This is a genomic window from Colwellia sp. MB02u-9 (assembly GCF_014077085.1).
In the GTDB taxonomy this organism is placed as follows: Bacteria; Pseudomonadota; Gammaproteobacteria; order Enterobacterales; family Alteromonadaceae; genus Cognaticolwellia.
The window spans coordinates 62,285-85,490 of the sequence record NZ_JACGVF010000097.1; the positions used below are offsets into that span (position 1 = coordinate 62,285).

The following is a 23,206-nucleotide window of genomic DNA, read 5'->3' on the forward strand; positions in this document are numbered from 1 at the left end:
TCTAAATTATGACGCAAAGTAGCGCTCAAACAAGCGAACATTGACTACGTCTCCCGCCGGCACTCGACCTTGCTCAGCAGGTAAAACAATATAACAATTGGCCGACGATATACTGGTTAAAATACCGGAGCCTTGACTGCCTGTACTATTGACCATTAACTCACCTGTGTGGTCATAAGAGAGAACACCGCGCTGAAAGTCCATGCGCCCAGGTGACTTTTTTAACTCAGTGATAGTTTTTGCTTTTAAGGTGATTGCCGGTGTTGAATGGCAATTTTGTAATTTAATCAGCGCTGGCATGGCTAAAAGATCCGCGGTTACCATGGCAGAAACTGGGTTCCCCGGTAAACCAAAAAACACACTGTTCGGCAATTTACCAAAGGCAAAGGGCTTACCGGGTTTCATCGCTATTTTCCAAAAGGCAATTTCACCAATTTGTTCAAGCACGAGTTTAGTATAATCTGCCTCACCTACTGACACACCACCAGAGGAAATCACGGCGTCAGCTTGGGCATCCGCTTGAATAAACGCTGATCTTATCGCATCTTCATCATCAGCAATAACGCCAAAATTAATAACATTAACGTTTAAGTTCTTTAGCATAGCCGCTAGCGCGTAACTGTTACTTTCAAAAATATCACCACTGCCTAAAGGCTCGCCTAATGCTTTTAGCTCATCACCTGTGGCAATTAACGCGACATTAAGCTGGCGAAATACGCTTAATTTGTTGATACCAAGAGAAGCTAATACACCAATATCAATAGCAGACAAACGCCGACCTTGGGTAAAAACCAGTTGGTCTTGCTTAATATCTTCACCGGCATAGCGTACATTGTCAGCCAATTTACGCTGCCCTAAAAATTTAACGCTCTGGCCTACTACTTGGCAATTTTCTTGCATTTCTACGCTATCACAACCAGCCGGCATTTTAGCGCCCGTCATAATACGAATACATTCACCTTCACCACAAACCCCTGCAAAAGGCTGCCCAGCCATAGAGCGACCAGCTAAACTTAAGCTCGCTTGCTTGGCCAAACTCGCATGGGCGAAAGCATAACCGTCCATAGCGGAATTATTATGCGGTGGCACATTAATTGGGCTAGTTATATCTGTTGATAAAACTCTACCTAAGCTTGCAGCTAAGCTAATGTTTTCAAGGTCGGTAATCGGGGTAATAGCCGCTAGCATTGTTTCTAATGCTTGTTCAAAGGGCATTAATCCGGGTGCAGAATAACAATCAACCATAATAAACTCTTCCAACTTATATTGTGTTTTATTTCTCTAGCTTTAACTAAACGCATTAAAACAGCGCGATTAAGCAACATTTGACTTTATACCAAGTTGATAAATCAAATGGTATGAGTTATCTACTTCTTAAATAATAATTATATTATTGAATGTCATTTACTATAACAAAGGTCTTTCTCTGTTATAGTGATTGCAATCATACTATGCTTACAAGTAGACAATATAAAATATTTAGATAGATGATATAGATATTATTTTTTTTCGCCGAGCTATCTTAGCTAAATTTGTTGCTGTGCAACTAACATGCTGTTTTAGCCGTAAACCAAATTTGAGTTTTAATTTGAGTTTGCCAGGGTTAACAAGGAAACTTGTTTACCTCCCGACATTGGAAAGGTGACATGTTAACAGACAACTTCGGTCGCAAGTTTTACTACTTGCGCCTATCAATCACTGACGTATGCAATTTTAGCTGCGACTATTGTTTGCCCAATGGCTATCAATGTGACAATGATAGAAAATTTCTTACACTGCCTGAAATAACCCGCTTAGCTTCGGCGTTTTCTGCTATGGGTACGGAAAAAATTCGTATTACCGGTGGTGAGCCCTCTTTACGTAAAGACTTACCTGAAATTATTGCCCGATGTAAGCAAACACCAGGCATTAAAAAGGTTGCTATCACCAGCAATGGTTACAAACTTCCTGAACATTTACCGGCTTGGATAGATGCCGGCATTGATGCCATAAATATCAGTATTGATACTTTAGACCCAAGACAATTCCATGCTATTACTGGCCACGACAAGCTTAAACATATCCTCAAAGGTATTGATATGGCGGTGGCGGCAGGCAATATAGATGTTAAAGTTAATACCGTATTAATGCGTGAATATAATGGCTACGACATCGCCAGTTATTTAGCCTGGTTAAAAGACACCCCCATTACCTTACGCTTTATTGAATTAATGCAAACGGGTGATAATAAAGAATTTTTTGATGCTCAACACGTTCAAGGCTCACGCATAAAACAAAATCTGATTTTAGATGGCTGGTTACCCGTTATTAATGACAAGGCGGCAGGACCCGCACAAGAGTTTTCTCACCCTGACTATGCCGGTAAAATTGGCTTGATCATGCCTTACTCTAAAGATTTTTGTAATACCTGTAATCGCTTACGAATAAGTGCCATAGGTAAGTTACATTTATGTTTATTTACTGAACAAGGCTTATCGTTGAAAGACTACTTGAAAACTGATGATGTTGAGCCTTTAAAAGCGGCTATCACCAGTATGTTGACTGATAAAAAAGAAACGCACTTTTTACATGAGAAGCTGACTGGCGCAACGAAAAACTTAGCTATGTTGGGCGGTTAATGGCGGTGGCAAATACCTTATTTCAACCCTGCTTAGGTGTGGTTTTAGCTGGCGGTAAATCTTCCCGTATGGGACAAGATAAAGCCAGCTTGCAACGGGAAAAACAAGACATGCTCAGTTACAGCATGTCTTTACTCAAAGCTGCCGGCAGTTCACAAGTACTGGTGAGTGGTGGTGAACAAGGTATTGACGATCTCGTTGCCAACCTCGGCCCCCTTGGTGGTATTCAAAGTATTATCAAACAATTTAAACCCCAAGCACTATTAATTTTACCGGTAGATTTACCTTTAATGACCTCGGTAGAACTTGCAAGATTAAAGCAAGTGGGCGAATTGAGTCACCAAGCTTGCTACTTTACTGATAATTACTTGCCCTTGTATTTACCGGTGAATGCCTTTGTTGAACAGTTTTTTCAACAACTTTTAACCAAGCCGCATTCACAACTAAAGTCAAAAACAAGCTTTAGTCATGAACAAATCAGTGCGGATAAAGCAGCCAGTAAGCGAAATTTGACCGGGCCTTCTGTGCGCAGTTTATTAGCACAAATTCCGCATAAGGTGGTTACACCAAAAAACAGCAAATGTTTATTTAACACCAATACGCCTGAGCAATGGCAACAGGCACAACATTTATTATCTTTGCAAAGGAAATCTCATGTCTAGCAAATCTTCTATTCATTGTGGCGATGGCTTCGTACCATTAAATATCGCCGTATTAACTGTTTCAGATACCCGAGAAGAACACAACGACACCTCGGGCCAGGCACTCGTTGAACGATTACAAGCAGCAGGCCATAGCTTAGCCGCTAAAGCAATTTCAAAAGACGATGTTTACCAACTACGCGCTGTAGTTTCTCAATGGATCGCCGACGACGCTATACAGGTAATATTGACCACTGGCGGCACAGGTTTTACTGCAAGAGACAATACACCAGAAGCGTTATTACCTTTATTTGACAAAGACATTGAAGGTTTTGGTGAAGTATTTAGAACAATTTCTTTAGCTGAAATTGGCACTTCAACCATTCAATCTCGCGCCTTTGGTGGTATGGCAAATAGCACAGTCATTCTATCTGTACCCGGTTCGACCAATGCTTGTAAAACGGCTTGGGACAAATTAATTGTTGAGCAACTGGATGCGAGTCATCGCCCCTGTAACTTTGTACCGCACCTAAAGTTTACATAGCATCAGCTATATCGATAGCACTCATGCAGAAGCTAATGCCAAAACTAATACAAAAGTTAAGACAAAAGTTACTCCCGCTATGCATTATTTGGCTGGCCTTACAAGCCAGCTATGCTTGTGCACTCGACAAACCAAAACAAACTAAGCCCTTACGTATCGCGGTAGCAGCAAACTTTGCGCCTGCCCTTAAAATATTGCTGGCTAACCTACCCAACAAAGACGCTATTGACGTTCAAATGATCAGCGCAGCGACCGGTACCTTATATCTGCAAATAAAACACGGTGCACCCTTTGATTTGTTTTTATCTGCCGATTCAACACGAGCTGAATTACTTGAACAAGAAAAGCTAATAATAGCCGACAGTCGCAAAACTTATGCCTACGGGCAAATTGCTTTGTGGTCAGCTACTCGAGCATTATCTGGCTTAAGTGAGCTTAATCATTATTCCGGTAAGTTAGCTATTGCCAATCCAGATACCGCCCCCTATGGCAAGGCGGCTCAACAGGCGTTAACAAAATTATCGCTCTGGCCGCAGGTTAAAAACAATTTAATCACCGGCATGAATATCAACCAAACCTTTCAACAAGTTCGCAGTCAAGCTGTGCCGTTTGGTATTGTGGCGTACAGCCAATTAGCCATGAATAAGTATCAAGGGATCATTATTCCGCCTGAATATTATCAGCCCATTGCCCAGCAATTAGTGATTATTAAATCTAGCCAACAAGTCAAATTAGCACAGCAAATCAGTGATTTTATTTTACAGGAAGATAACCAAGAGAAATTAGTAAAACTCGGTTATTTACCGATAAAATCAATACCATTGATAGAAAAAAATAACCGGGTCAATGCACAATATGACTGATATTTCAGCCGACTTACTCGCGCTTATCACCACCTTGAAAATGGCGGCGGTGACTACGGTTATCTTACTCATAATAGGTACGCCAATGGCGTGGTATTTAGCCAAGTGGCAAAGTCGATTCAAAGTTTTTTTTGAGGCCGTGGTCGCTTTACCCTTAGTATTGCCGCCCACCGTATTAGGCTTTTACTTACTGTTAGCCTTTTCACCAACCTCCTTACCAGGACAGGTGTGGCAAAGTGCAACGGGCAGCCAGCTCGCCTTTAGTTTTAGCGCTATTGTTATAGGCTCAGTACTCTATTCACTACCCTTTGTTGTACAACCCTTACAAAAAGCTTTTGAACAGCTAGGTGATCACCACCTTGAGGCAGCCGCTATGCTGGGTGCTGGTCCGATAGATCGTTTCTTCAGTGTGGTACTACCGTTAACTAAGGCCAGCTTTATTACGGCAACCACATTAGGTTTTGCCCATACCGTGGGTGAATTTGGCGTGGTGCTGATGATTGGCGGTAATATTCCTGGTGAAACCCGGGTACTCTCTATCGCTTTATTCGATCATGTTGAAGCCTTTAATTACGCTAACGCCCACCTGCTCTCGGCCGGGTTATTAATTGCCTCATTAATACTCTTGTCTTTGGTTTATTTATTGGGTAATAACTTCAATAAAAAGCAGCAAGGGACTGTGAAACTATGAGCCGCATAGACAACTCACATAACTCAAGCAATATAAGTGTAAGCGACGAACAGCTAGCCGTTGCACAGCCAAAACGTGCTGCCCCCTCAACATTAGCCTTGGCGTTTAAATTGGCGTTTAGCCATCTTGAAATAAACATTAAACAAAATATTAGCATTTCAGCGATTACCGGTATTTATGGTGATTCTGGCTCAGGAAAATCAAGCCTACTGCGCGTTATTGCTGGCCTTGAACCGCGAGCAAAAGGCCAAATATCATTAAATGGCACAGTGCTACAAGATAGCGACAACAAAGCTTTTATTAAAGCGGAGAAAAGACAGATTGGGCTAGTTTTTCAAGACAGTCGTTTATTTCCACACTTAAGTGTTTACCAAAACTTAGCTTATGGCGCAAAACGCCAAACCAACCGACAACTGACCATTGAAAAGGTACTGGAATTAACGAAATTAAACCAACTTCAGCATCAAAATGTCACGCTACTGTCTGGTGGTGAAAAACAAAGAGTATCGATTGCTAGGGCGCTATTAGCCGAGCCTAAATTATTGTTATTGGACGAGCCTTTTAGTGCCTTAGATAAAAGCACTAAAGCACAAATGTTGACGATATTAAAAGCCATTCAACAACAGCTTCAGTTGCCTATGCTTTATGTCAGTCACAGTTTAAGCGAGTTACAATATATCGCCGATCAATTGGTGGTAGTTTCAGCAGGAAAAATAACCCAAGTAGCCCCTATTCACCAAGCAATTCACCAGCTAAACAGCCGTGGTGAAACTAGCCCTAAAACCAGTTTGTCATTAACTATTACTGAACATTTACCTGATTACGGCCTAACTCGACTGACGCTACCGGCAACAAAAAGCACAAGCAAAAACCATAATATCTACTTACCCATACTAGAACACAGCAATAATCAGCGCTTAATTTCTCAGCAATTACCTTGCATTATTTATGCGCGCGATATTAGCATCAGTAAAACCAAACCCGAGCACAGCTCGATTGTAAATCACCTACCGGCAAGCATTAGCGTAATACAATACAACAAAACCAATGCGTTAGTGACATTGAAAGCTAACGAGCAAGAGTTTTACGCCCAAATAAGTTTATGGTCAGCAAAACGTATGGCGCTAACCACAGAGTCAAAGGTGTATATTCAATTTAAAGCCAATGCCGTACATAGTTATTATTTTACGGAGCCAACAGCCAATGCTTAGCAACCAAGAAAAATTACGTTTTAGTCGTCAAACCATGTTAAAAAACATTGGCGAACAAGGTCAACAAGCCCTTAAAAAGGCCAGTGTATTAATTATCGGTGTCGGTGGTTTAGGTAACCCTGCTAGTCTTTATTTAAATGCCGCCGGTGTCGGTAATATTTACTTAGCCGATGGCGACAATATTGAACTTAGCAACCTGCACCGGCAAATATTGTTTACCGAAACAGATATTGGCCAAAATAAAGCCGATACCAGTGCAGAGAAGTTGCAACAGCTTAATAGCGCTACCAACATTGAAGTGCTCGATGAAATGCTTGATGCAGAACTGGCTGATTACTATCTGCCACTGGTTGATTTAGTGCTTGACTGCACTGACAACATCAACAGCCGTTATTTAATTAATCAAAAGTGTATCGAACATAAAAAGCCTTTAATTATTGGCGCCGCAACCGGCTTTGACGGACAACATATGTTTGTTAACCCGAACATAGCTGACAGTGCATGTTATCAATGTTTATTTCCTGCCCATAAAAAGCCGCCAGAAAATAATTGCCAAACCATCGGCATATTAGGCCCAGTACTGGCTATTATTGGTGGTATGCAAGCATTGCAAGCCATTAAGTTTTTAACTGGCCATGCAGTCGCCACAAATCAATTAAATATTTTTGATGGTTTACATAATTCATGGCAGCAATTCACCCTAAAAAAGCAGGCTAACTGCCCTATTTGCTCAGGATAAATTTTAACGGGGTATAATGGGGTATATGGAATTTATTGGGTAAGACTGGTGGCTTATCAGCTAAAACAAGCCACCTTTTAAGATTTTTCTTTGACGTTTAAGCCTATGGTTAAGGCGTAAACTGAACTCAGCTTAGATCAGCTAAGTTTAGATCAACTCAGTTTAGATCAAGAATTACTTACGATATTCAACTTCTACGTCGTAATCGTCTTCATCCCAATCTTCATCATCAAGATCATCTTCGAGTTCTGCAATAGTATCTTCATGATAGCTATCCCATTTAAACTCAACAGTTTTACCATCAACAGGTGCAGCTTCTTCTTCTGGTGGTAAGGCTTCAATAAAGCCCATGACACCTTGACACAAATCGTCAGTACCGGTGCGATTAACCGCTGAAATACTGCGAACTTCACCTGTCCAGCCTAAGCCTTCAATAACCCGCTCAGTAATTTCTTTTGCTTCTTCTTCAAGTAACAAGTCTAACTTGTTGAAGACTAACCAGCGTGGTTTGCCAGCAAGCTCTGAAGAATGTGTTTCTAATTCGCCAATAATAGTTTTTGCATTCTCTAATGGGTCTGAACAGTCAACTGGCATGACATCAACCACATGCAATAAAATACGACAGCGTTCTAAGTGTTTTAGAAACTGTGTACCTAAACCTGCGCCGTCAGCGGCACCTTCAATTAAGCCTGGAATATCGGCAATAACGAAGCTACGTTGAGGGTCTAAGCGCACAACGCCTAAATTTGGCACTAGGGTGGTAAACGGGTAGTCAGCTACTTTTGGCTTCGCGGCCGAAACACTGCGAATTAAAGTAGACTTACCTGCGTTTGGTAAACCGAGTAAACCAACATCAGCAAGCAACAACAACTCAAGTCTTAAGTTGCGAATTTCGCCTGGGGTACCATCAGTTTTCTGGCGTGGTGCACGATTGGTACTACTTTTAAAACGTGTATTACCCAAACCATGCCAACCGCCCTTGGCGACCAATAGCTTTTGCTCATGATGAGTTAAATCACCTAATTGCTCACCAGTATCAATATCTGCAGCACGTGTACCTATAGGAACTTTTAAGTACAAGTCTTCTGAGCCTCTACCGGTGCAGTCACGGCTTCTGCCATTTTCACCACGTTTCGCGCGATGAAATTTTTCAAAACGGTAATCGATTAGTGTATTCCAGCTTTCATCAGCAATTAAATAAACATCGCCGCCATCACCGCCGTCGCCGCCGTTTGGTCCACCGAACTCAATAAACTTTTCTTTACGAAAACTGGCTAAACCATTGCCACCGTCTCCGGCCTCTACGCGAATTTCTACTTCATCTACGAATTTCATGGTGTTTTAAAACACTCCAAAATTTTATTTTCTGCTACATATTATAAATGATTTATTTCAAATAGTTTTGAAAAATGTCATTTTTTATACAATTTGTAACGAATAACTATAAATTACCTGCAAAAAAAAACCCTGCGTAAAAGCAGGGCTTTATAAGTTTGCGTATTACTACTCAGCAACAATACTTACAAACTTGCGGTTTTTAGGACCTTTTACTTCAAATTGTACTTTACCATCAGATAAAGCAAATAGAGTGTGGTCTTTACCGATACCCATGTTGCTACCAGCGTGGAAACGAGTACCACGTTGACGAACAATAATGTTACCCGCTAAAACGGCTTCGCCGCCAAAACGCTTAACACCTAGGCGTTTTGCTTCTGAATCACGACCGTTACGTGTACTACCCGCAGCTTTCTTATGTGCCATTGTAAATCGCTCCTAGTTAGCCGTTAATGCCAGTAATTTTCACTTCAGTGAACCATTGACGATGGCCCGCTTCTTTGCGTGAATGCTTACGACGTTTGAATTTAACAATTTTAACTTTGTCAGCGCGACCTTGGTTTACAACCTCAGCAACAACTTTACCACCAGCAATGTAAGGCGCGCCTACATTGATGCTCTCGCCATCGGCGATCATTAAAACGTTTTCGAATTCTACTGCAGCACCAATTTCAAGTTCAATCTTCTCTAAACGAACTGTTTGGCCTTCAGTTACACGATGCTGTTTACCACCGCTTTGGAATACCGCGTACATAGCTACTCCGTACTGCGTCATCATCTAGGGACGACGCTTAAATTTAAAATTATAGGGCGCGAATTCTACGCGAAGAAATCAGTCAGAGCAAGCATAAAAGTAATGATTTATTATTATTTTTACTAAACTAAAAACTTATCACTCGGAAAACTTCTATCGTCATGAAATTCGTGTAAAATTACCCCGTGAAATTACTAGTATTCTAACACTAAAGTACATCTAAGGTAACTTGTTACGTTCTATGAATATCAAAAATATCCAAGCTTTGGCTCAACAAGACATGACAGCTGTCAACGATCTTATCTTTTCAAAACTTCATTCTGATGTGGCGCTGATTAATCAATTAGGCGTTTATATTATTAATGGTGGTGGTAAACGTATGCGTCCCCTACTCACGGTATTAGCGGCAAGAGCTATTGGCTATCAAGGCAATGAGCATTTACAACTTGCAGCAATAGTTGAGTTTATCCATACCTCAACCTTACTACATGACGACGTTGTAGATGAGTCAAATATGCGCCGAGGCCGTGAAACCGCCAATGCTATGTTTGGTAACAGTGCTAGTGTCTTGGTAGGTGATTTTTTGTATTCTCGCTCATTTCAAATGATGAGTGAGTTACGTAACTTAAACATCATGGATATTTTATCCGATGCAACCAATATCATTGCTGAAGGTGAAGTGCTGCAATTAATGAATTGTAATGACCCCGACACCACAGAAGATAGCTACATGAAGGTTATTTACTGCAAAACAGCTAAATTATTTGAAGCCGCCACGCGACTTGCTGCGGTCATTGCCAAACAAGATCAAGCAACAGAAACCGCCATGCTAAATTATGGTAAACATTTAGGCACTGCCTTTCAGCTTGTTGATGACATTATGGATTATACCGCTGATGCACAAGCCATGGGCAAAAATGTTGGCGATGATCTCGCTGAAGGTAAGCCTACCCTGCCACTTTTATACGCTATGGCACATGGCAATGAACAACAAAAAAGTATGATCCGCAGCGCGATTGAGCATGGCGATGGTATGGAGCATTTAGACGATATACTCGCCGCCATGAAAGAAACGGGCGCTTTAGTCTATACCCAAGATAAAGCCGAGCAAGAAGCAGATAAAGCCATTAATGCGATTGCCATACTGCCTGAGTCAGCATACAAACAAGCCTTAATTTCATTAGCCCATATAGCCGCTAATCGCAGCCATTAAATCTCTGGCCAAATAAACAACAGTTATTTTATAACTAACTGTTGTTTATATTTATTTCTTGAGATGATTTTGTCGCGCTAGTAAAACCATAAAAATATTTGCTATAGTCTTCTTATTATTTTTGATCGTGATATAAAGCATGCCAAGCCAACCCAAAATTAACCGCCTAAGCATTACTCAACGCGCCTTTGGCACTTTAAGTAATGGCGAAAGCGCAGCACTTTTCACCTTATCAAATACTCACGGTGTTCGAGTAAAAATAAGCAATTACGGCGGCATTATTGTTGCCTTGGAAACCTTAGATAAAAATGCTGTTTCAAGCGATATTGTCTTGGGTTACGATGACATTAAAGCTTATGAAAATGACCCTTATTATTTAGGTGCTATTATTGGCCGTTATGCCGGTAGGATAGATCAAGGACTCTTGTCTATTGACGATAAAACTTATCAGCTTGATATCAATAATAATGACAATCAGCTTCATGGTGGTCACAAGGCGCTCAACAAAAAACTCTGGCAGGCAACCACTGAAAGTTCGGCTGAAAAAGTCAGTTTAATACTGCAACATACCAGCCCTGATGGTGATAACGGTTTTCCAGGTAATGTAGAGTTCACAGTAAAATATAGCCTTAATTGTCGCAACGAACTAGCCGTTGAATACTTTGCCAATACCGATAAAACTACCGTAATTAACCTAACTCAGCATAGCTATTTCAACCTCGCTGGGCATAATTCTGGTGATATTTATCAGCACCAGATTCAAATAAATGCTGATTATTTTTTACCGATGAATGAAGATATTTACCCAACAGGTGAAATTAGAGCCGTGCTAAATAGCGCGCACGACTTCAGTCAGTTATCCGCTTTAGGTAAAAACATTAATTCAAACGACGAACAAGTGATTATCGCTAAAGGATACGACAATTATTGGTTAAGCAATGATAATGTTATCAGTGGTGAAATATTTTCAGCAAGAGCATTTGAACCTAACTCTGGCCGGCAATTAACTATGTATAGCGCTCAACCTTGCTTGATTTTATACACAGCTAATTATATTGATGGCAGCCAAACAGGTAAAGAACACTGCGTTTATCAACAACATTCAGCCTTTTGTTTTGAACCGCAAAACTTAGCTACCCGTATTAACGGCGCTAATATAAACAACACCATAGTGCGGCCAGAACAGCCTTTTTATAGCCAAACTCGCTTTGTGTTTGAAACGGTATAACGTGAATTACCTATGCATCAGTGCTTGTTATGGGTTCGCGTTTATGTCGTCGAATAGGCGGTTAGCATTATGGATTATCATGCTGAATATATTGCTAAATCAAGATGTTGGACTAAAGTCCAACCTACAAAGAACCTGCACAAAACTGGCAACTACACTTATCGCTATTTTCTGCTGACTGATAGCTCAGAACTGACAGCTTAAAACTATTTGTAGCTCGTATTTATGCTGTCGAATAGGCGGTTAGCATGATGGATTATCATGCTGAATATATCGCTAAATCAAGATGTTGGACTAAAGTCCAACCTACAAAGAACCTGCAACGAACCTACAAAAAACTGGCAACTAGGTTTATCGCTATTTTCTGCTGACTGACAGCTTAGAACTGACAGCTTAAAACTATTTTTAGCTCGTATTTATGTCGTCGAATAGGCGGTTAGCATGATGGATTATCATGCTGAATATATTGCTAAATCAAGATGTTGGACTAAAGTCCAACCTACAAAGAACGGCTAATTGACAGCTTAAAACTATTGGGTTGAAACACCTAACAACAAGCTGATATCTTTAGTTATTTCATCAATACGATTAATATCTGTTGGTGCAATAAATATGGTGTCGTCACCTGCTAACGTCCCTAAAATACCGGTTGATTCACCTAAACTATCTAGCATTCTTGAAATTAATGGTGCGCCACCAATCCCTGTTTTTAAAATAATCTGCATATTATTATGTTTGACACTGATCACCACAGATTGAATAGCTTGCTTTGATTTGGGTACGGCTAACTCATCTGGCAGAATATAAACCACTTGATCATTCGCATTTCGCATTTTCACTGCGCCAAGTTTAGATAACAAGCGTGAAATTTTCGCCTGCGACATATTCTTAAAGCCTTGCTCGGCTAATGCCTCAGCAAGTTGACTTTGTGAGCCATAGCACTGTTCTTTTAGTAATGCTTTAAACGCGAGTACTAACTCTGCTTCATTTTTTTTACGGCTTGTGATCATTAATTAACTCGAAACGGAAATTGCTTTTGTCTATTGTATAAAATAAATATTTTTTCGGCTATTTTATTTTACACCAAAATTGTAAACGCTACTTAGCTTGAAATAATACCTGTCGAGATAAGGCTTATTTTACAACCTTTTTACGTTGTTCAGCTAAACCCATAGCAAGTATAAAGGGATCTTGTTTTTGCTGAGCGATAAAGTCAGCCTTACTTTCTAAGTTAAGCCAATGATGACTGATCAAGCTTTGCGCTACAGCACCGCCTAAGGTCGCACCTGGGCCTAAAATAATCAGCTTATCTGGCGCAAACTCTTTAATGGCCACTTCTATCGCTTTTGAAAAGTTATAAGGCTCAACCACTTGGGTAGCAAGCGTGTAGTGATATAACTGCTCAGCATCACAACTATAAGGTTGCCACACTTGTCCTAAACCATCGATTAACGGTATTTCGGGGGCATTAAACAGTTCAGCTGACATTAACGACATTGCACGTTTTGAAACCTCATCAAGCAGCGGCGTATGAAAAGCCGCATGGTTAAACAAATACATCGGGTAGCGGTCTTGTATCACAGGTAGTAAATGCTCTAAGGCTTTTAACCCCGCTTTATTGCCGCCAAAAACAAGGTAGCCACCGAGCTTAATTGACAGATAAACTTCACAATCACTTTGTTGATTTGCTTGTGCCAACCATTGCATTACTTTTTGCTCTTGCGCTGGATCAACTTGCCAATCATCGTTAATGATCGGGTAAATCATTTGCCCGCCAATAAGCCCTGTTGTCATCATCGAGCCCATAGTATTAATTAACTCGATAGCTTTATCTGGCTTTAAAGCGCCTGCAACCGCTAACGCGATGTACCAACCCATAGAGTTTCCTGTCACCGCAACAATATCAAACTGGTCTTTATTAATCGCTTGAAAGTCTGCTAGCGCACAAGCATAAATAAGTGCAGAGGCATTTTCGCCAGCCGTATGTGTACGCATGCTGTAATTTTCCATACCGTCAAGTTCAGCAACTTTTATTTGCCCTTGGCGCTCACGAAAATCATCAATCAATGAAGTTATTTCAGTTTTATCACTGTGTAAACGCTGTAAATAACCCAGCTCTTCTTTATTGTAGGTACCACGACCAGGACAAATAACTACTACTCTTTGCTTAGTGTTAGGCATTTTTTTTACGCTTGTTTCAGCGCTATTGTTAACTGACGAACTCATTGGCAAATCTCCTTGGCAGCATCGACAATATTTTCCACCGATGGCAACACTTCATAAGCCGCTGCGCCAAGAGGAATAAAGCTGTCACTGGCGGTAACGCGTTTAATTTTAGTGTCGTTGCTTGCTTGTTCATGAATTAAGGTCACTAAGGCTTCGCTAATTGAGCCCGTTTGACGACATTCATCGACAATCAGCACATGCTCACAAGCATTTACTTGCGCCAAAATACCTTGTTCATCAAGCGGAGCTAACCAACGTAAATCAACCACGCGCGCTTCAATGCCCTGCTTGGCTAGTTTTGCTTGTGCTTGACGCGATAAATAATTGCCATTGCCATAAGTTAAAATACACACTTGCTTGCCTGAGCCGGCAACCTTAACGCCTAAATCAATGCGCTTGTCTGCCAATGCTGGCGTTTGGTATTCAAAGGTCCATAAGCCATCACCTTCTTGATGTAGGTCTTTCGCCATGTATAAGGCTATTGGCTCTAAAAATATCACCATGCGTTGCTGCTCTTGCGCTAAGCGCACACTGGCGCGCATCATTTCAACCGCATCTGCGCCATTTGACGGACAGGCAATGATCAAGCCAGGAATATCGCGAAATACAGCAAAAGAGTTATCATTATGAAAATGACCACCAAAACCTTTTTGGTAAGCTAAACCCGCAATGCGGATCACCATAGGGTTAGTAAACTGGCCATTGGAGAAAAAGGGCAAGGTAGCCGCTTCACCACGAATTTGATCTTCCGCGTTATGCACATAAGCCAAAAATTGAATTTCAGGGATAGGTAAAAAACCGTTATGCGCTAAACCAATCGCGGTACCTAAAATTGTTTGCTCATCTAATAAGGTATTGATCACTCGGTTCTTGCTAAAACGTTCGCATAGTTTAGCCGTAACGTTATAAACACCGCCTTTTTTGCCAATATCTTCACCGCACATCACAATATTGGGGTACTCAGCCATCAAGTCCATCAAGGTCCAATTAATCAATTTTGCCAAATGCTGTTTTTTCGGCAGATTATGTTGCTCATGCTTAAAAATTTCTTTGCGGGTTTCCTCGCTCACCGCGATTGAACTGGGTGCTTTATGCACCTGAGGGACAATGCTCGCCATGATCGCCTCAGCGCTGGTCAGCTTGTCTTTGCTCGCGGCATTTTCAGCAATCACCGCAATGCGACTTTCAACATCTAGGTAAATTTCAATCAGCTCTTCTGGATTTAATAGATTGTTTTCTAAAATAATACGCGCCGTGTGTAATAGCGGGTCTTGAAATTCAGTCGCGGTAATATCCGCCATATCACGGTAAACAAACTCAGCATCAGACCCCGCATGGCCCAGTATACGCACGGTGCGAATATGTAAAAACACCGGCTTACGCAATTCTCGAGCAATACGTTCCGCTTTTTTGGCGGTTTGATAAGTATCTAAAATATTCAGGCCGTCACAATAGAGATAAGTTAAACCGGCTCTGTTTTCATAATTAGCCGCAATCCAACCTTCTGGGGTGGCGGTTGAAATACCAATGCCGTTATCTTCACAGACAAAAACAATCGGCATAGGAATCGACTGATAGGCTGCCCAAGCTGTGCTATTAATTGCCCCTTGTGTAGTGGAATGGTTCGATGAAGCATCACCAAAATTACAAATAATCACGCCATCATTGGGAATTTCGCCTTGATGGGCTAAACGCTCTGCTAACGGAATACTAAAAGCAGCGCCCATGGCTTTGGGTAAATGTGACGCTATAGTGCTAGTTTGTGGAGGAATAGCGAGTGCTTTACTCCCGAGCACCTTATGACGACCACCAGAAATAGGATCATCTTTTGAGGCCGCAAATGACAACAGCATGTCGTATAAAATGGTTTGTCCGGGTACTTGCTTACTACGCTGTATAACAAACGCGGCACTGCGATAATGTAGAAAGGCCATGTCTGTCGGGCGAAATGCCTTGGCATAAGCGGCATTGCCCTCATGGCCAGAGCTACCAATAGTATAAAAACTTTGACCTTTTTTCTGCATCACGCGTGACTGCAAATCAAGGTGGCGACTCATGACTTGCGTTTCAAATAGGTCAATCACTTCAGCTGAACTTAGTCCCACATCATTAGGGCTTAAAGCACAACTTGATTCAGGTAAAGTTCGTGCTCGAACAAAATTGATAAAGTTTTCATTCACCAATTGATTGCGATCAGACATCATATCTCCACGGGGATAGTTATTATTGTTGTAGTTTAAAATTAGTCTTGTAAGACGATTTAAGCTATCAAACAAACGCTAAAAAAAAGCATGTAAAACAAAGTACAAAAATAATAAGCAAAAACCAGCCAAAGTTAAAATATTCTTTTTCTTTATCTGCTATAGTTTTTTCCTATACCTTTTCTGATAACGTCACCAATAACGATAACCACACTAAAGTAACCAAGATTATTATGGATTTAAAATCACTGAATTATTTTATTGCCGTCTATGAGTTAAAAAGCTTTAGTGCGGCGGCAAAAACCTGCTTTATTGCCCAACCGTCAATATCGGCAGCAATAGCACAATTAGAGCAACAACTTAGTGTGCAACTTTTTATTCGTCATGCCCGTGGTGTAACGCCGTCAGAGCAAGGGGAAAAACTTTTTCCGTTAGCCAAGCAACTGCTAGGACAAGCGGGGGCAATCAAAAATGTGTTTTCAGAAAAAACCGATAAACAGCCGTTTAACTTAGGCGTAACCCGAGGTTTAGGTGTTGAGCGCATGAGCCTGCTATTAAAAGATTTTACCTCAGCCAATCCTTTGGTTGAGCTGACCTTAGTCCCTCATACCGATAAAGTTGATGCACGTATTATTTTAAAAGACGAACTGCATGAGAGTGAACAATATATCAATATGTGGCAAGAAGACTACTTGCTAGTATTGCCTTACGATCACGTATTAGCACTCAAGGATACCGTAACGTTAAAGCAGCTCGATGGCTTACCTTTTATTCAACGCACACCTTGCAGTGCTTGGAATAACTTACAAGACACTTTAGCACTGGCAGGTATTAGTCTTGATGTGCGAGCAAAAATCACCACCATAGATTATGCCCTTGGTTTGGTACATGCGGGTTTAGGTTGTGCATTTTTACCGGCACATAGTGAAATTATTAAGCGCAGTGACGTGGTGTTTAGACCGATAGTTGGCTTACAACTGACCAGAGAAATTGTCCTCGCCTATACAAAATCATCTGAAGCTATCGATAATTTAAAGCGTTTAGCGCGCAAACATGCACACTAGCCTTGGTTACCTGCTTGTTTTCTTTCTGTAAAAATAAAAAATCTCACAGGGAGAAAAGAATGAGAACTGTAGGAGGTAAAGCACAGCTAATATAAAATGCTTTCGCCTTTAACATAACACCCTCGCAGCCCTGCCATATATTAAATATTTTCTCCTTCTTTTCTCATTGTTTCCTCCCTGTAAAAACAAGAAACATCTCACAGGGAGAAAAGAATGAGGACTGCAGAAGGTAAAGCATGGCAAATATAAAGGCAATATCAATGCAAAAAGTTATCTGTCGCTAGCTTGGCCTCTTTTTTCTCAAACATTAATAGCAAAAGAACACTTTTCATCTTGGCGACTATCTCTTAATATGTTGGTAACTTAACATTTCGACTGTTTATATGTCGAACGCTTAATATGTCGAACGCTTTATAGTGATAAGATTTCGCGTATTTATAGCGCCTTATTGTCAATAAAAAAACATCCTATGATTTTAGCCTTACCTCATAAATTACTCGCACAGGTATTAGCACAATTTGGTTATGCTATAGAAAATTGCAAAATTACTTTGCTCGGCAATGGCCTGATCAATAACACTTACTTAGTGCAAACGCTTGATAAAAAATTCGTTTTACAACATTTAAATCAACAAGTTTTTAATGCGCCGCGGCAAGTAACTGATAATGCCGACCTGATTAGCGCACACTTAAAAATTAAGTCTGACAATAAAAGCTACCCTTTAATACCGATTTATCAGCTGCGCAGCATAGATAATAAAAATCATGTTAAAGTACAAGGGCAATATTGGCGTAGCCTGCATTATATTCCCCAGTGTTATACCTTAGAGTCAATAACTAGCGTCGAGCAAGCCAGTGTAGTGGCCAGCGCCTTTGCACAATTTACTGCCGCACTCAGTGATTTTAACAGTGAAGAATTAGCTGAAATCATTGCAAATTTTCATGATTTATCCATACGAATAAAACAATTTCAACAAGCAGTAGCAAGCGCTGAAGATACAAGATTAGCAGCCGCTCAGACAAGTATTACCTTTATTCAATCTCAGCAAACTTTTATCGACAGTATTGCTGAAATCACTAAAAAATTGCCCTTACGTGTTACCCATAACGACACTAAAATTAACAATCTACTTTTTAGCAAAGCAACCAACCAGCCCGTGGCCGTGATTGATCTAGATACCTGTATGCCAGGTTATCTGATGCATGATTTTGGCGATATGGTACGCAGCTGTTGTCCGTCAATTGCCGAAGATAGCGCTGAACTCGATAATATGAGCATTAATTTTGAGATATTAACCGCGTTAACCAACGCCTACATTGAAGGTTTTAATGGCTCGCTCAGCGAAATTGAACGCAGAAGTTTAATCTTTGGCATTAAATTGATGCCATTTATGCTCAGTATTCGATTTTTAACTGACTTTTTAAATGGCGATCAGTACTTTAAAACCACTTACGCCAGCCACAATTTAGTCAGAGCAAAAAATCAATTACAGCTTTATCGCTTGTTTTGCCAACAAGAAGCATTATTAACTAACATAGTGTTATCAGCGCCCACATCCAACACATAGTATAAAAAAAGGCACCCTAGTGTTATAGAGGGTGCCTTTTTTTATTTACAGGGCTATTTCATCACTCCTTTAAAAGCGCTTTCAATACTTTTTCAAAAGCGCTAAGCAATAATAACTCCCGACAGGTCAATACAACTTAGTTGTGATAAGTAATACCAAGATAAAGTGCGCGTTCTTGGCTGTTGAAGCCACTCGCCGTTTGATACGCTTTATCTAATAAATTAGTAATACGAGAAGAAACGCTAAAATTGTGAGATACATCGTAGTTCAGCCCTAAATTAATTAATTGATAACTCGCTAAATCAACCTTACCAATGCCGAATACGGCATCTTCTCTTGCACCAACAAATTGATATTCTGCGTAAACGTCTACTGCATTCACTGTGGTGACAAATTTATAGTTGAATTTTTCTTTCGCGCGACGAATCAACTGCTCATAACTTAAGCGCCCAGTATTATCTGTTGTCGATTGATCTTCGGCATCCGTATAAGAAAGATTAACGTCATGCATACCACCAAAGCCAGCATAGTTGGCTGAGAGTTCAAGACCATTAATTTCAACTTTTTTGAAGTTTGCTGCCACACCATCTTTTTGACCAATTAAGTCATCAATTTTTGAACGGTATAAGCTAACACTGGTGTTAACTTCAGCAATTTTTGTTTCGAAAAACAACTCTACCGTTTCAGAAAGCTCTGAATCAAGTGTTGGCGTACCAAAGCCTGGATAGAATAAATCATTATAAGTCGGCACTTTAAAGCCAGTACCATAATTAAGTACCACGCGAGTATCTTCATCAACTTTATGACCGACGCCGAAATTATAAGTATTTTCTGAGTTAACATCTTCAACACTGTCGTGTCTTAATGTCGCTTCAAATGTCCATGCATTTTCAGTATATAAGGTATGGGCAAAAACACCTGTGGTGTCTCTTTCTTCTTTGTCAAAAACTATGCTACTTTTAGAAACATCGTCTTGATAATAATCGACACCAATATTAACTTGCAGATCATCAGAAAGCTGGCTGTTATTAACAATCGAGTATTGATTGCGACGGGTTTCAAAAATCCCTTGTGAAAGGCCATTACTTAAGCTGTCGATACTGTCACGACTTTGGCCAACAGAAAAAACGGTCTTGTTATTTACACCTTTAATACTGGTCGCATAATTGCCGCGAACTAACCACGCATGATTGTTAAAATCAGAGCCATTATAATAACCATCATATTCATTGTCGCCACTATCACTTGATAACAACCACTCTACTGAAAAATCTTCCGTGATTTTTTGCTGACCTCTAATCGCTACCGAGGTAAAGTCGTAACCGTCATCATCAGTTTCAGCGCCTTCTTGAACATCATAACCATCACTTTCTTCTTTACTGACGGTGATAGTCGTTTGGCCGTCACCATGGCTAATACCTGCGCCAGCTTTATACTTTTGATAGTTGTCAGTACCAAAACTAGCACCGGCAAACAACTCTCCCGCTGATAACTGACGAGTAAATATTTGAATAACACCGCCAATAGCGTCTGAGCCCCACAATGCTGCACGTGGGCCTTGCACGATTTCAATACGCTCGATCATCTCTGGCGAAATGGTATTTAAATTTGTACCGCCCGATGTGGCAGAACTCACTCGCACACCATCAATCAGTATTAAGGTATGATCTGAGTTGGTGCCACGCATAAAAATTGAGGCGTTTTGCCCTCTACCGCCATTAGTGGCAATATCAATACTGGGTACTGTAGATAATAAATCTAAAAATGAAATTGGGTTAGCTAGCTCGATATCTGCACGTGTAATAACCACTTGACTAGTCAGCGCATCGTCAATATTTAGGTGTGTACGGGTTGCCGTTACGGTTAATACTTCAATATCTTTTGCCTTACTTTCGGTGCTTGCTGAAGCGACAAAAGCTGTCGACATAGCACTGATAACGGCAAGTGATAATAGTGATTTTTTGAAAAAATTGTTTTGTTTAATGTTCATATGACCTCATTAACGATGCCCTCCGCACCATTTTATTACCGCGCTTAAGCGCAGTTTAATTATGCAAGTTAAAGTGCTCGGACTAACATGGCCACGCTTTCTATCAATATATCTTTATAAAAATAAAACGCTTAACACTATGATTACCGTTGCGGGGGCAGTGAAAAAATTTCATTTTCTTCCCTCGAACTTACTATGTAAAACAGTCACTAAAGTGTTCAGTTACTGTCGCTTGTTTAAATTTTTTCGTCTTAGTGAGTTGACAGCTTATTACTCGGCGTATCGACACCTTGATTAATCATGTCGTAAATTTTATCCCTAACTAAATGCTGCTGACAGACATCAGCTAATCGCTCAAGTTGTATTTCTCGATGTTGATTAATATCAACCATGGCTTGGTGCACTTGGTTATTCATTTGTTTGGTGACTTTACTGGCCGCAATAGCAACACCTGTAAAATGGGCAGAGTTGAAGTGTAACTTCTGATGAAGATGATTAGGCACATAACAAACCTTAACCGTCAGCTGAACTTTAGCCATGTGCTTAGTTAAATGCTTAGTTAAGTGTTTGAGTTTACCCAAAGTGCTGATATTTAATGGTTTAACTTTACCATAGATAAGCGTTTGAATTTTTTCTGAGTGTGGGTGACTAACAGCTTTCATATCAAACATTGCAACGCCTAACGAGTATCAAACCCAACATCAGTTGGCCGATATATGTGATTAACGTCGATAAGGTTTAGCGATATAGCGAGCAAATTCATCTTCACCACTGAGGTGGTATAAATGAAAATAGATAAAATATCCAATGCCCGAGTAACCCGCTCGACGTGGTAACTAATGATCATAATTCACCTGGTATCCTGACTTACAGCATCTAGATATATCCCTTCCCAAATCACTTTTAGCCAAAAGATTTAGTGGTTAATATATCGCTCTGTTTACAGTTGCGGGTACAGTTGTGGACTTTCACCACATTCCCAGCTTTATTTTATTACGCTTTCAAAACATAAAAAAGTAAAATTGAATATGACATTATTTAATTAATGGCGCGATTATCGACAGCTAGAGCGAAATAGCAAGGTTTATTTTTTATTCACTGGGCTGTTAAGAATATAAATATCCTCACTTTTTCAAAATAATATCACCGGATTCCTAAGCATAAAAGTTAACTGATTAGCTTTATTTTGTCTCCATGGCCGTTAAACTCAACAACTAACAACTTATCGTTAAAGCGTCAATTCAAGCCAATTTTCACCCGATAATGCCGAAAAATATAGCAAACAAGTTTAGCGCATTAAGTACTTAGTTATGATGCGTTAACATCGAGTCGGCCAATAATAGCCCCTAGGATAATTAAAAAATTAATCATTGTGTCTCTGTTTTTGATAAAGTAAAAAGTACTCAGCCTAATAACAGCTAGCTCATGGCGATACATAGTTCATAGCAAGGCGAATACTAGTAACAAGACTGATAGTAAGACAACAGCGAGTCAACAAGGAAAATACATAATGCCAGTTGCTGAACCTAAATGGCCAGAACGAATTATCTGCTTAACAGAAGAAACCACCGAAGCACTTTATCTGATGGAAGAAGATCATCGCATTATTGGCATTTCAGCTTATACCATGCGCCCTGAACGCGCGCGAAAAGAAAAAACAAAAGTAAGTGCTTACATCACCGCAAGAACAGAAAAAATACTCGCACTAAAACCAGATTTAGTGCTGGCCTTTTCTGATATGCAAGCCGATATTGTTGCCGATTTAATCAAAGAAGGTATACAAGTGCATTGCTTTAATCATCGCAGTGTCAGTGAAATTTTGCAGATGATACGCACCTTATCAGGCTTAATCGGTCAACCAGAAAAAGGCGATAAGTTAGTCAGCGACTTACAACATAATTTACGCAAAATTAAACAACAAGCAGCCAAATTGCCTGTGCGCCCAAAAGTTTATTTTGAAGAATGGTTTGACCCTATTATCACCGGCATTGGCTGGGTAAGTGAGCTAATAGAAATTGCCGGTGGTATAGACTGTTATCAAGAGTTTTCCGGCCAGTCCTTAGCCAAGAACCGCATTGTGGCAAACCCCAGTGATGTTATTGCCAAACAGCCTGATATCTACATTGCCTCTTGGTGTGGTCGTAAATTTGATAAAGAAAAAGTTACCTCTAGAGCGGGTTGGCAAGCAATACCTGCGATAAAAAATGGTGACATCTATGAGATAAACTCTACCGATATTTTACAACCAGGACCCGCAGCATTAACTGACGGTGTTGAACAACTAGCCAACATTATCAAACAATGGGCCGAACGCGCGTAAT

General features: G+C 40.4%; 21 protein-coding genes and 3 riboswitches. Of the genes, 12 read left to right on the forward strand and 9 right to left on the reverse strand.

Annotated elements, in window-relative coordinates; genetic code table 11:
* Positions 1–6: 6 nt before the first annotated feature.
* Entirely contained in the window at positions 7–1,245 is a 1,239-nt protein-coding gene (moeA, locus tag H4J65_RS13385) for a molybdopterin molybdotransferase MoeA (protein WP_182198520.1), read from the reverse strand.
* 253 nt (positions 1,246–1,498) lie between these two features.
* Positions 1,499–1,660: riboswitch (molybdenum cofactor riboswitch) on the forward strand.
* Between moeA and moaA the strand changes: the two genes are divergently transcribed.
* The 7 genes from moaA to H4J65_RS13420 all read left to right on the forward strand — a co-directional run bounded on the left by moaA (position 1,647) and on the right by H4J65_RS13420 (position 7,307).
* Complete coding sequence (moaA, locus tag H4J65_RS13390; protein ID WP_182198521.1) at positions 1,647–2,618, forward strand: GTP 3',8-cyclase MoaA; 972 nt, start codon at positions 1,647–1,649, stop codon at positions 2,616–2,618. (Overlaps the previous riboswitch by 14 nt.)
* Complete coding sequence (locus H4J65_RS13395) at positions 2,618–3,280, forward strand: molybdenum cofactor guanylyltransferase (RefSeq protein ID WP_182198522.1); 663 nt, start codon at positions 2,618–2,620, stop codon at positions 3,278–3,280. The genes moaA and H4J65_RS13395 overlap by 1 nt, the downstream gene beginning before the upstream one ends.
* Positions 3,273–3,803 carry a molybdenum cofactor biosynthesis protein B gene (gene moaB, locus H4J65_RS13400; protein WP_182198523.1) on the forward strand — a complete coding sequence of 177 codons (531 nt, stop codon included), beginning with the start codon at positions 3,273–3,275 and terminating at the stop codon, positions 3,801–3,803. The genes H4J65_RS13395 and moaB overlap by 8 nt, the downstream gene beginning before the upstream one ends.
* Before the next feature lie 35 nt (positions 3,804–3,838).
* On the forward strand, positions 3,839–4,666 hold the full coding sequence (gene modA, locus H4J65_RS13405) for a molybdate ABC transporter substrate-binding protein (RefSeq protein WP_182198524.1): 828 nt from the start codon (positions 3,839–3,841) through the stop codon (positions 4,664–4,666).
* A complete protein-coding gene (gene modB / locus H4J65_RS13410; RefSeq protein ID WP_182198525.1) occupies positions 4,659–5,357 on the forward strand; it encodes a molybdate ABC transporter permease subunit in 699 nt (232 codons plus the stop codon). Before modA ends, modB begins: the two co-directional genes overlap by 8 nt.
* Positions 5,354–6,568, forward strand: a complete 1,215-nt coding sequence (modC, locus tag H4J65_RS13415; protein ID WP_182198526.1) for a molybdenum ABC transporter ATP-binding protein — start codon at positions 5,354–5,356, stop codon at positions 6,566–6,568. The genes modB and modC overlap by 4 nt, the downstream gene beginning before the upstream one ends.
* Complete coding sequence (locus H4J65_RS13420) at positions 6,561–7,307, forward strand: HesA/MoeB/ThiF family protein (RefSeq protein ID WP_182138230.1); 747 nt, start codon at positions 6,561–6,563, stop codon at positions 7,305–7,307. The genes modC and H4J65_RS13420 overlap by 8 nt, the downstream gene beginning before the upstream one ends.
* 174 nt (positions 7,308–7,481) lie before the next feature.
* On the opposite strand, the gene cgtA is transcribed toward H4J65_RS13420, so the two are convergent.
* The 3 genes from cgtA to rplU all read right to left on the reverse strand — a co-directional run bounded on the left by cgtA (position 7,482) and on the right by rplU (position 9,396).
* Positions 7,482–8,642, reverse strand: a complete 1,161-nt coding sequence (cgtA, locus tag H4J65_RS13425) for an Obg family GTPase CgtA (protein WP_182184542.1) — start codon at positions 8,640–8,642, stop codon at positions 7,482–7,484.
* Between the two features lie 168 nt (positions 8,643–8,810).
* Positions 8,811–9,068 carry a 50S ribosomal protein L27 gene (gene rpmA / locus H4J65_RS13430; protein ID WP_182130220.1) on the reverse strand — a complete coding sequence of 86 codons (258 nt, stop codon included), beginning with the start codon at positions 9,066–9,068 and terminating at the stop codon, positions 8,811–8,813.
* 16 nt (positions 9,069–9,084) lie between these two features.
* Positions 9,085–9,396 (reverse strand): 50S ribosomal protein L21, encoded by a 312-nt coding sequence (rplU, locus tag H4J65_RS13435; RefSeq protein WP_077285540.1) that lies wholly within the window; start codon positions 9,394–9,396, stop codon positions 9,085–9,087.
* Between the two features lie 241 nt (positions 9,397–9,637).
* Here rplU and ispB point away from each other — a divergent pair, with 241 nt between their 5' ends.
* Both ispB and H4J65_RS13445 read left to right on the forward strand, forming a co-directional pair.
* On the forward strand, positions 9,638–10,609 hold the full coding sequence (gene ispB / locus H4J65_RS13440) for an octaprenyl diphosphate synthase (protein ID WP_182198527.1): 972 nt from the start codon (positions 9,638–9,640) through the stop codon (positions 10,607–10,609).
* Positions 10,610–10,748: 139 nt separating this feature from the next.
* On the forward strand, positions 10,749–11,837 hold the full coding sequence (locus H4J65_RS13445) for an aldose epimerase family protein (protein WP_182198528.1): 1,089 nt from the start codon (positions 10,749–10,751) through the stop codon (positions 11,835–11,837).
* A 530-nt stretch (positions 11,838–12,367) separates the two neighbouring features.
* Here the strand turns inward: H4J65_RS13445 and argR are convergent.
* The 3 genes from argR to H4J65_RS13460 form a co-directional block, all read right to left on the reverse strand.
* Positions 12,368–12,847, reverse strand: a complete 480-nt coding sequence (gene argR, locus H4J65_RS13450; RefSeq protein WP_220460973.1) for a transcriptional regulator ArgR — start codon at positions 12,845–12,847, stop codon at positions 12,368–12,370.
* Positions 12,848–12,971: 124 nt separating this feature from the next.
* On the reverse strand, positions 12,972–14,063 hold the full coding sequence (locus H4J65_RS13455; RefSeq protein WP_259367616.1) for an ACP S-malonyltransferase: 1,092 nt from the start codon (positions 14,061–14,063) through the stop codon (positions 12,972–12,974).
* A complete protein-coding gene (locus H4J65_RS13460) occupies positions 14,060–16,264 on the reverse strand; it encodes an alpha-ketoacid dehydrogenase subunit alpha/beta (RefSeq protein ID WP_182198529.1) in 2,205 nt (734 codons plus the stop codon). Before H4J65_RS13460 ends, H4J65_RS13455 begins: the two co-directional genes overlap by 4 nt.
* A gap of 233 nt (positions 16,265–16,497) precedes the next feature.
* Between H4J65_RS13460 and H4J65_RS13465 the strand changes: the two genes are divergently transcribed.
* The gene (locus tag H4J65_RS13465; protein ID WP_182198530.1) at positions 16,498–17,328 is read left to right on the forward strand and encodes a LysR family transcriptional regulator; all 831 of its coding nucleotides are present in this window, start codon (positions 16,498–16,500) and stop codon (positions 17,326–17,328) included.
* 448 nt (positions 17,329–17,776) lie between these two features.
* Positions 17,777–18,895 (forward strand): phosphotransferase enzyme family protein, encoded by a 1,119-nt coding sequence (locus H4J65_RS13470; RefSeq protein WP_182198531.1) that lies wholly within the window; start codon positions 17,777–17,779, stop codon positions 18,893–18,895.
* Between the two features lie 136 nt (positions 18,896–19,031).
* On the opposite strand, the gene H4J65_RS13475 is transcribed toward H4J65_RS13470, so the two are convergent.
* The gene (locus H4J65_RS13475) at positions 19,032–20,885 is read right to left on the reverse strand and encodes a TonB-dependent receptor domain-containing protein (RefSeq protein ID WP_182198532.1); all 1,854 of its coding nucleotides are present in this window, start codon (positions 20,883–20,885) and stop codon (positions 19,032–19,034) included.
* 54 nt (positions 20,886–20,939) lie between these two features.
* A riboswitch (cobalamin riboswitch) is annotated at positions 20,940–21,114 on the reverse strand.
* Positions 21,115–21,136: 22 nt separating this feature from the next.
* The gene (locus H4J65_RS13480; protein ID WP_182198533.1) at positions 21,137–21,556 is read right to left on the reverse strand and encodes a hypothetical protein; all 420 of its coding nucleotides are present in this window, start codon (positions 21,554–21,556) and stop codon (positions 21,137–21,139) included.
* Between the two features lie 162 nt (positions 21,557–21,718).
* Positions 21,719–21,914, reverse strand: a riboswitch (cobalamin riboswitch).
* Positions 21,915–22,395: 481 nt separating this feature from the next.
* On the opposite strand from H4J65_RS13480, the gene H4J65_RS13485 reads away from it, so the two are divergent.
* Positions 22,396–23,205, forward strand: coding sequence for a cobalamin-binding protein (locus H4J65_RS13485; protein ID WP_182198534.1), 810 nt, complete (start codon positions 22,396–22,398; stop codon positions 23,203–23,205).
* Position 23,206: the final 1 nt, after the last annotated feature.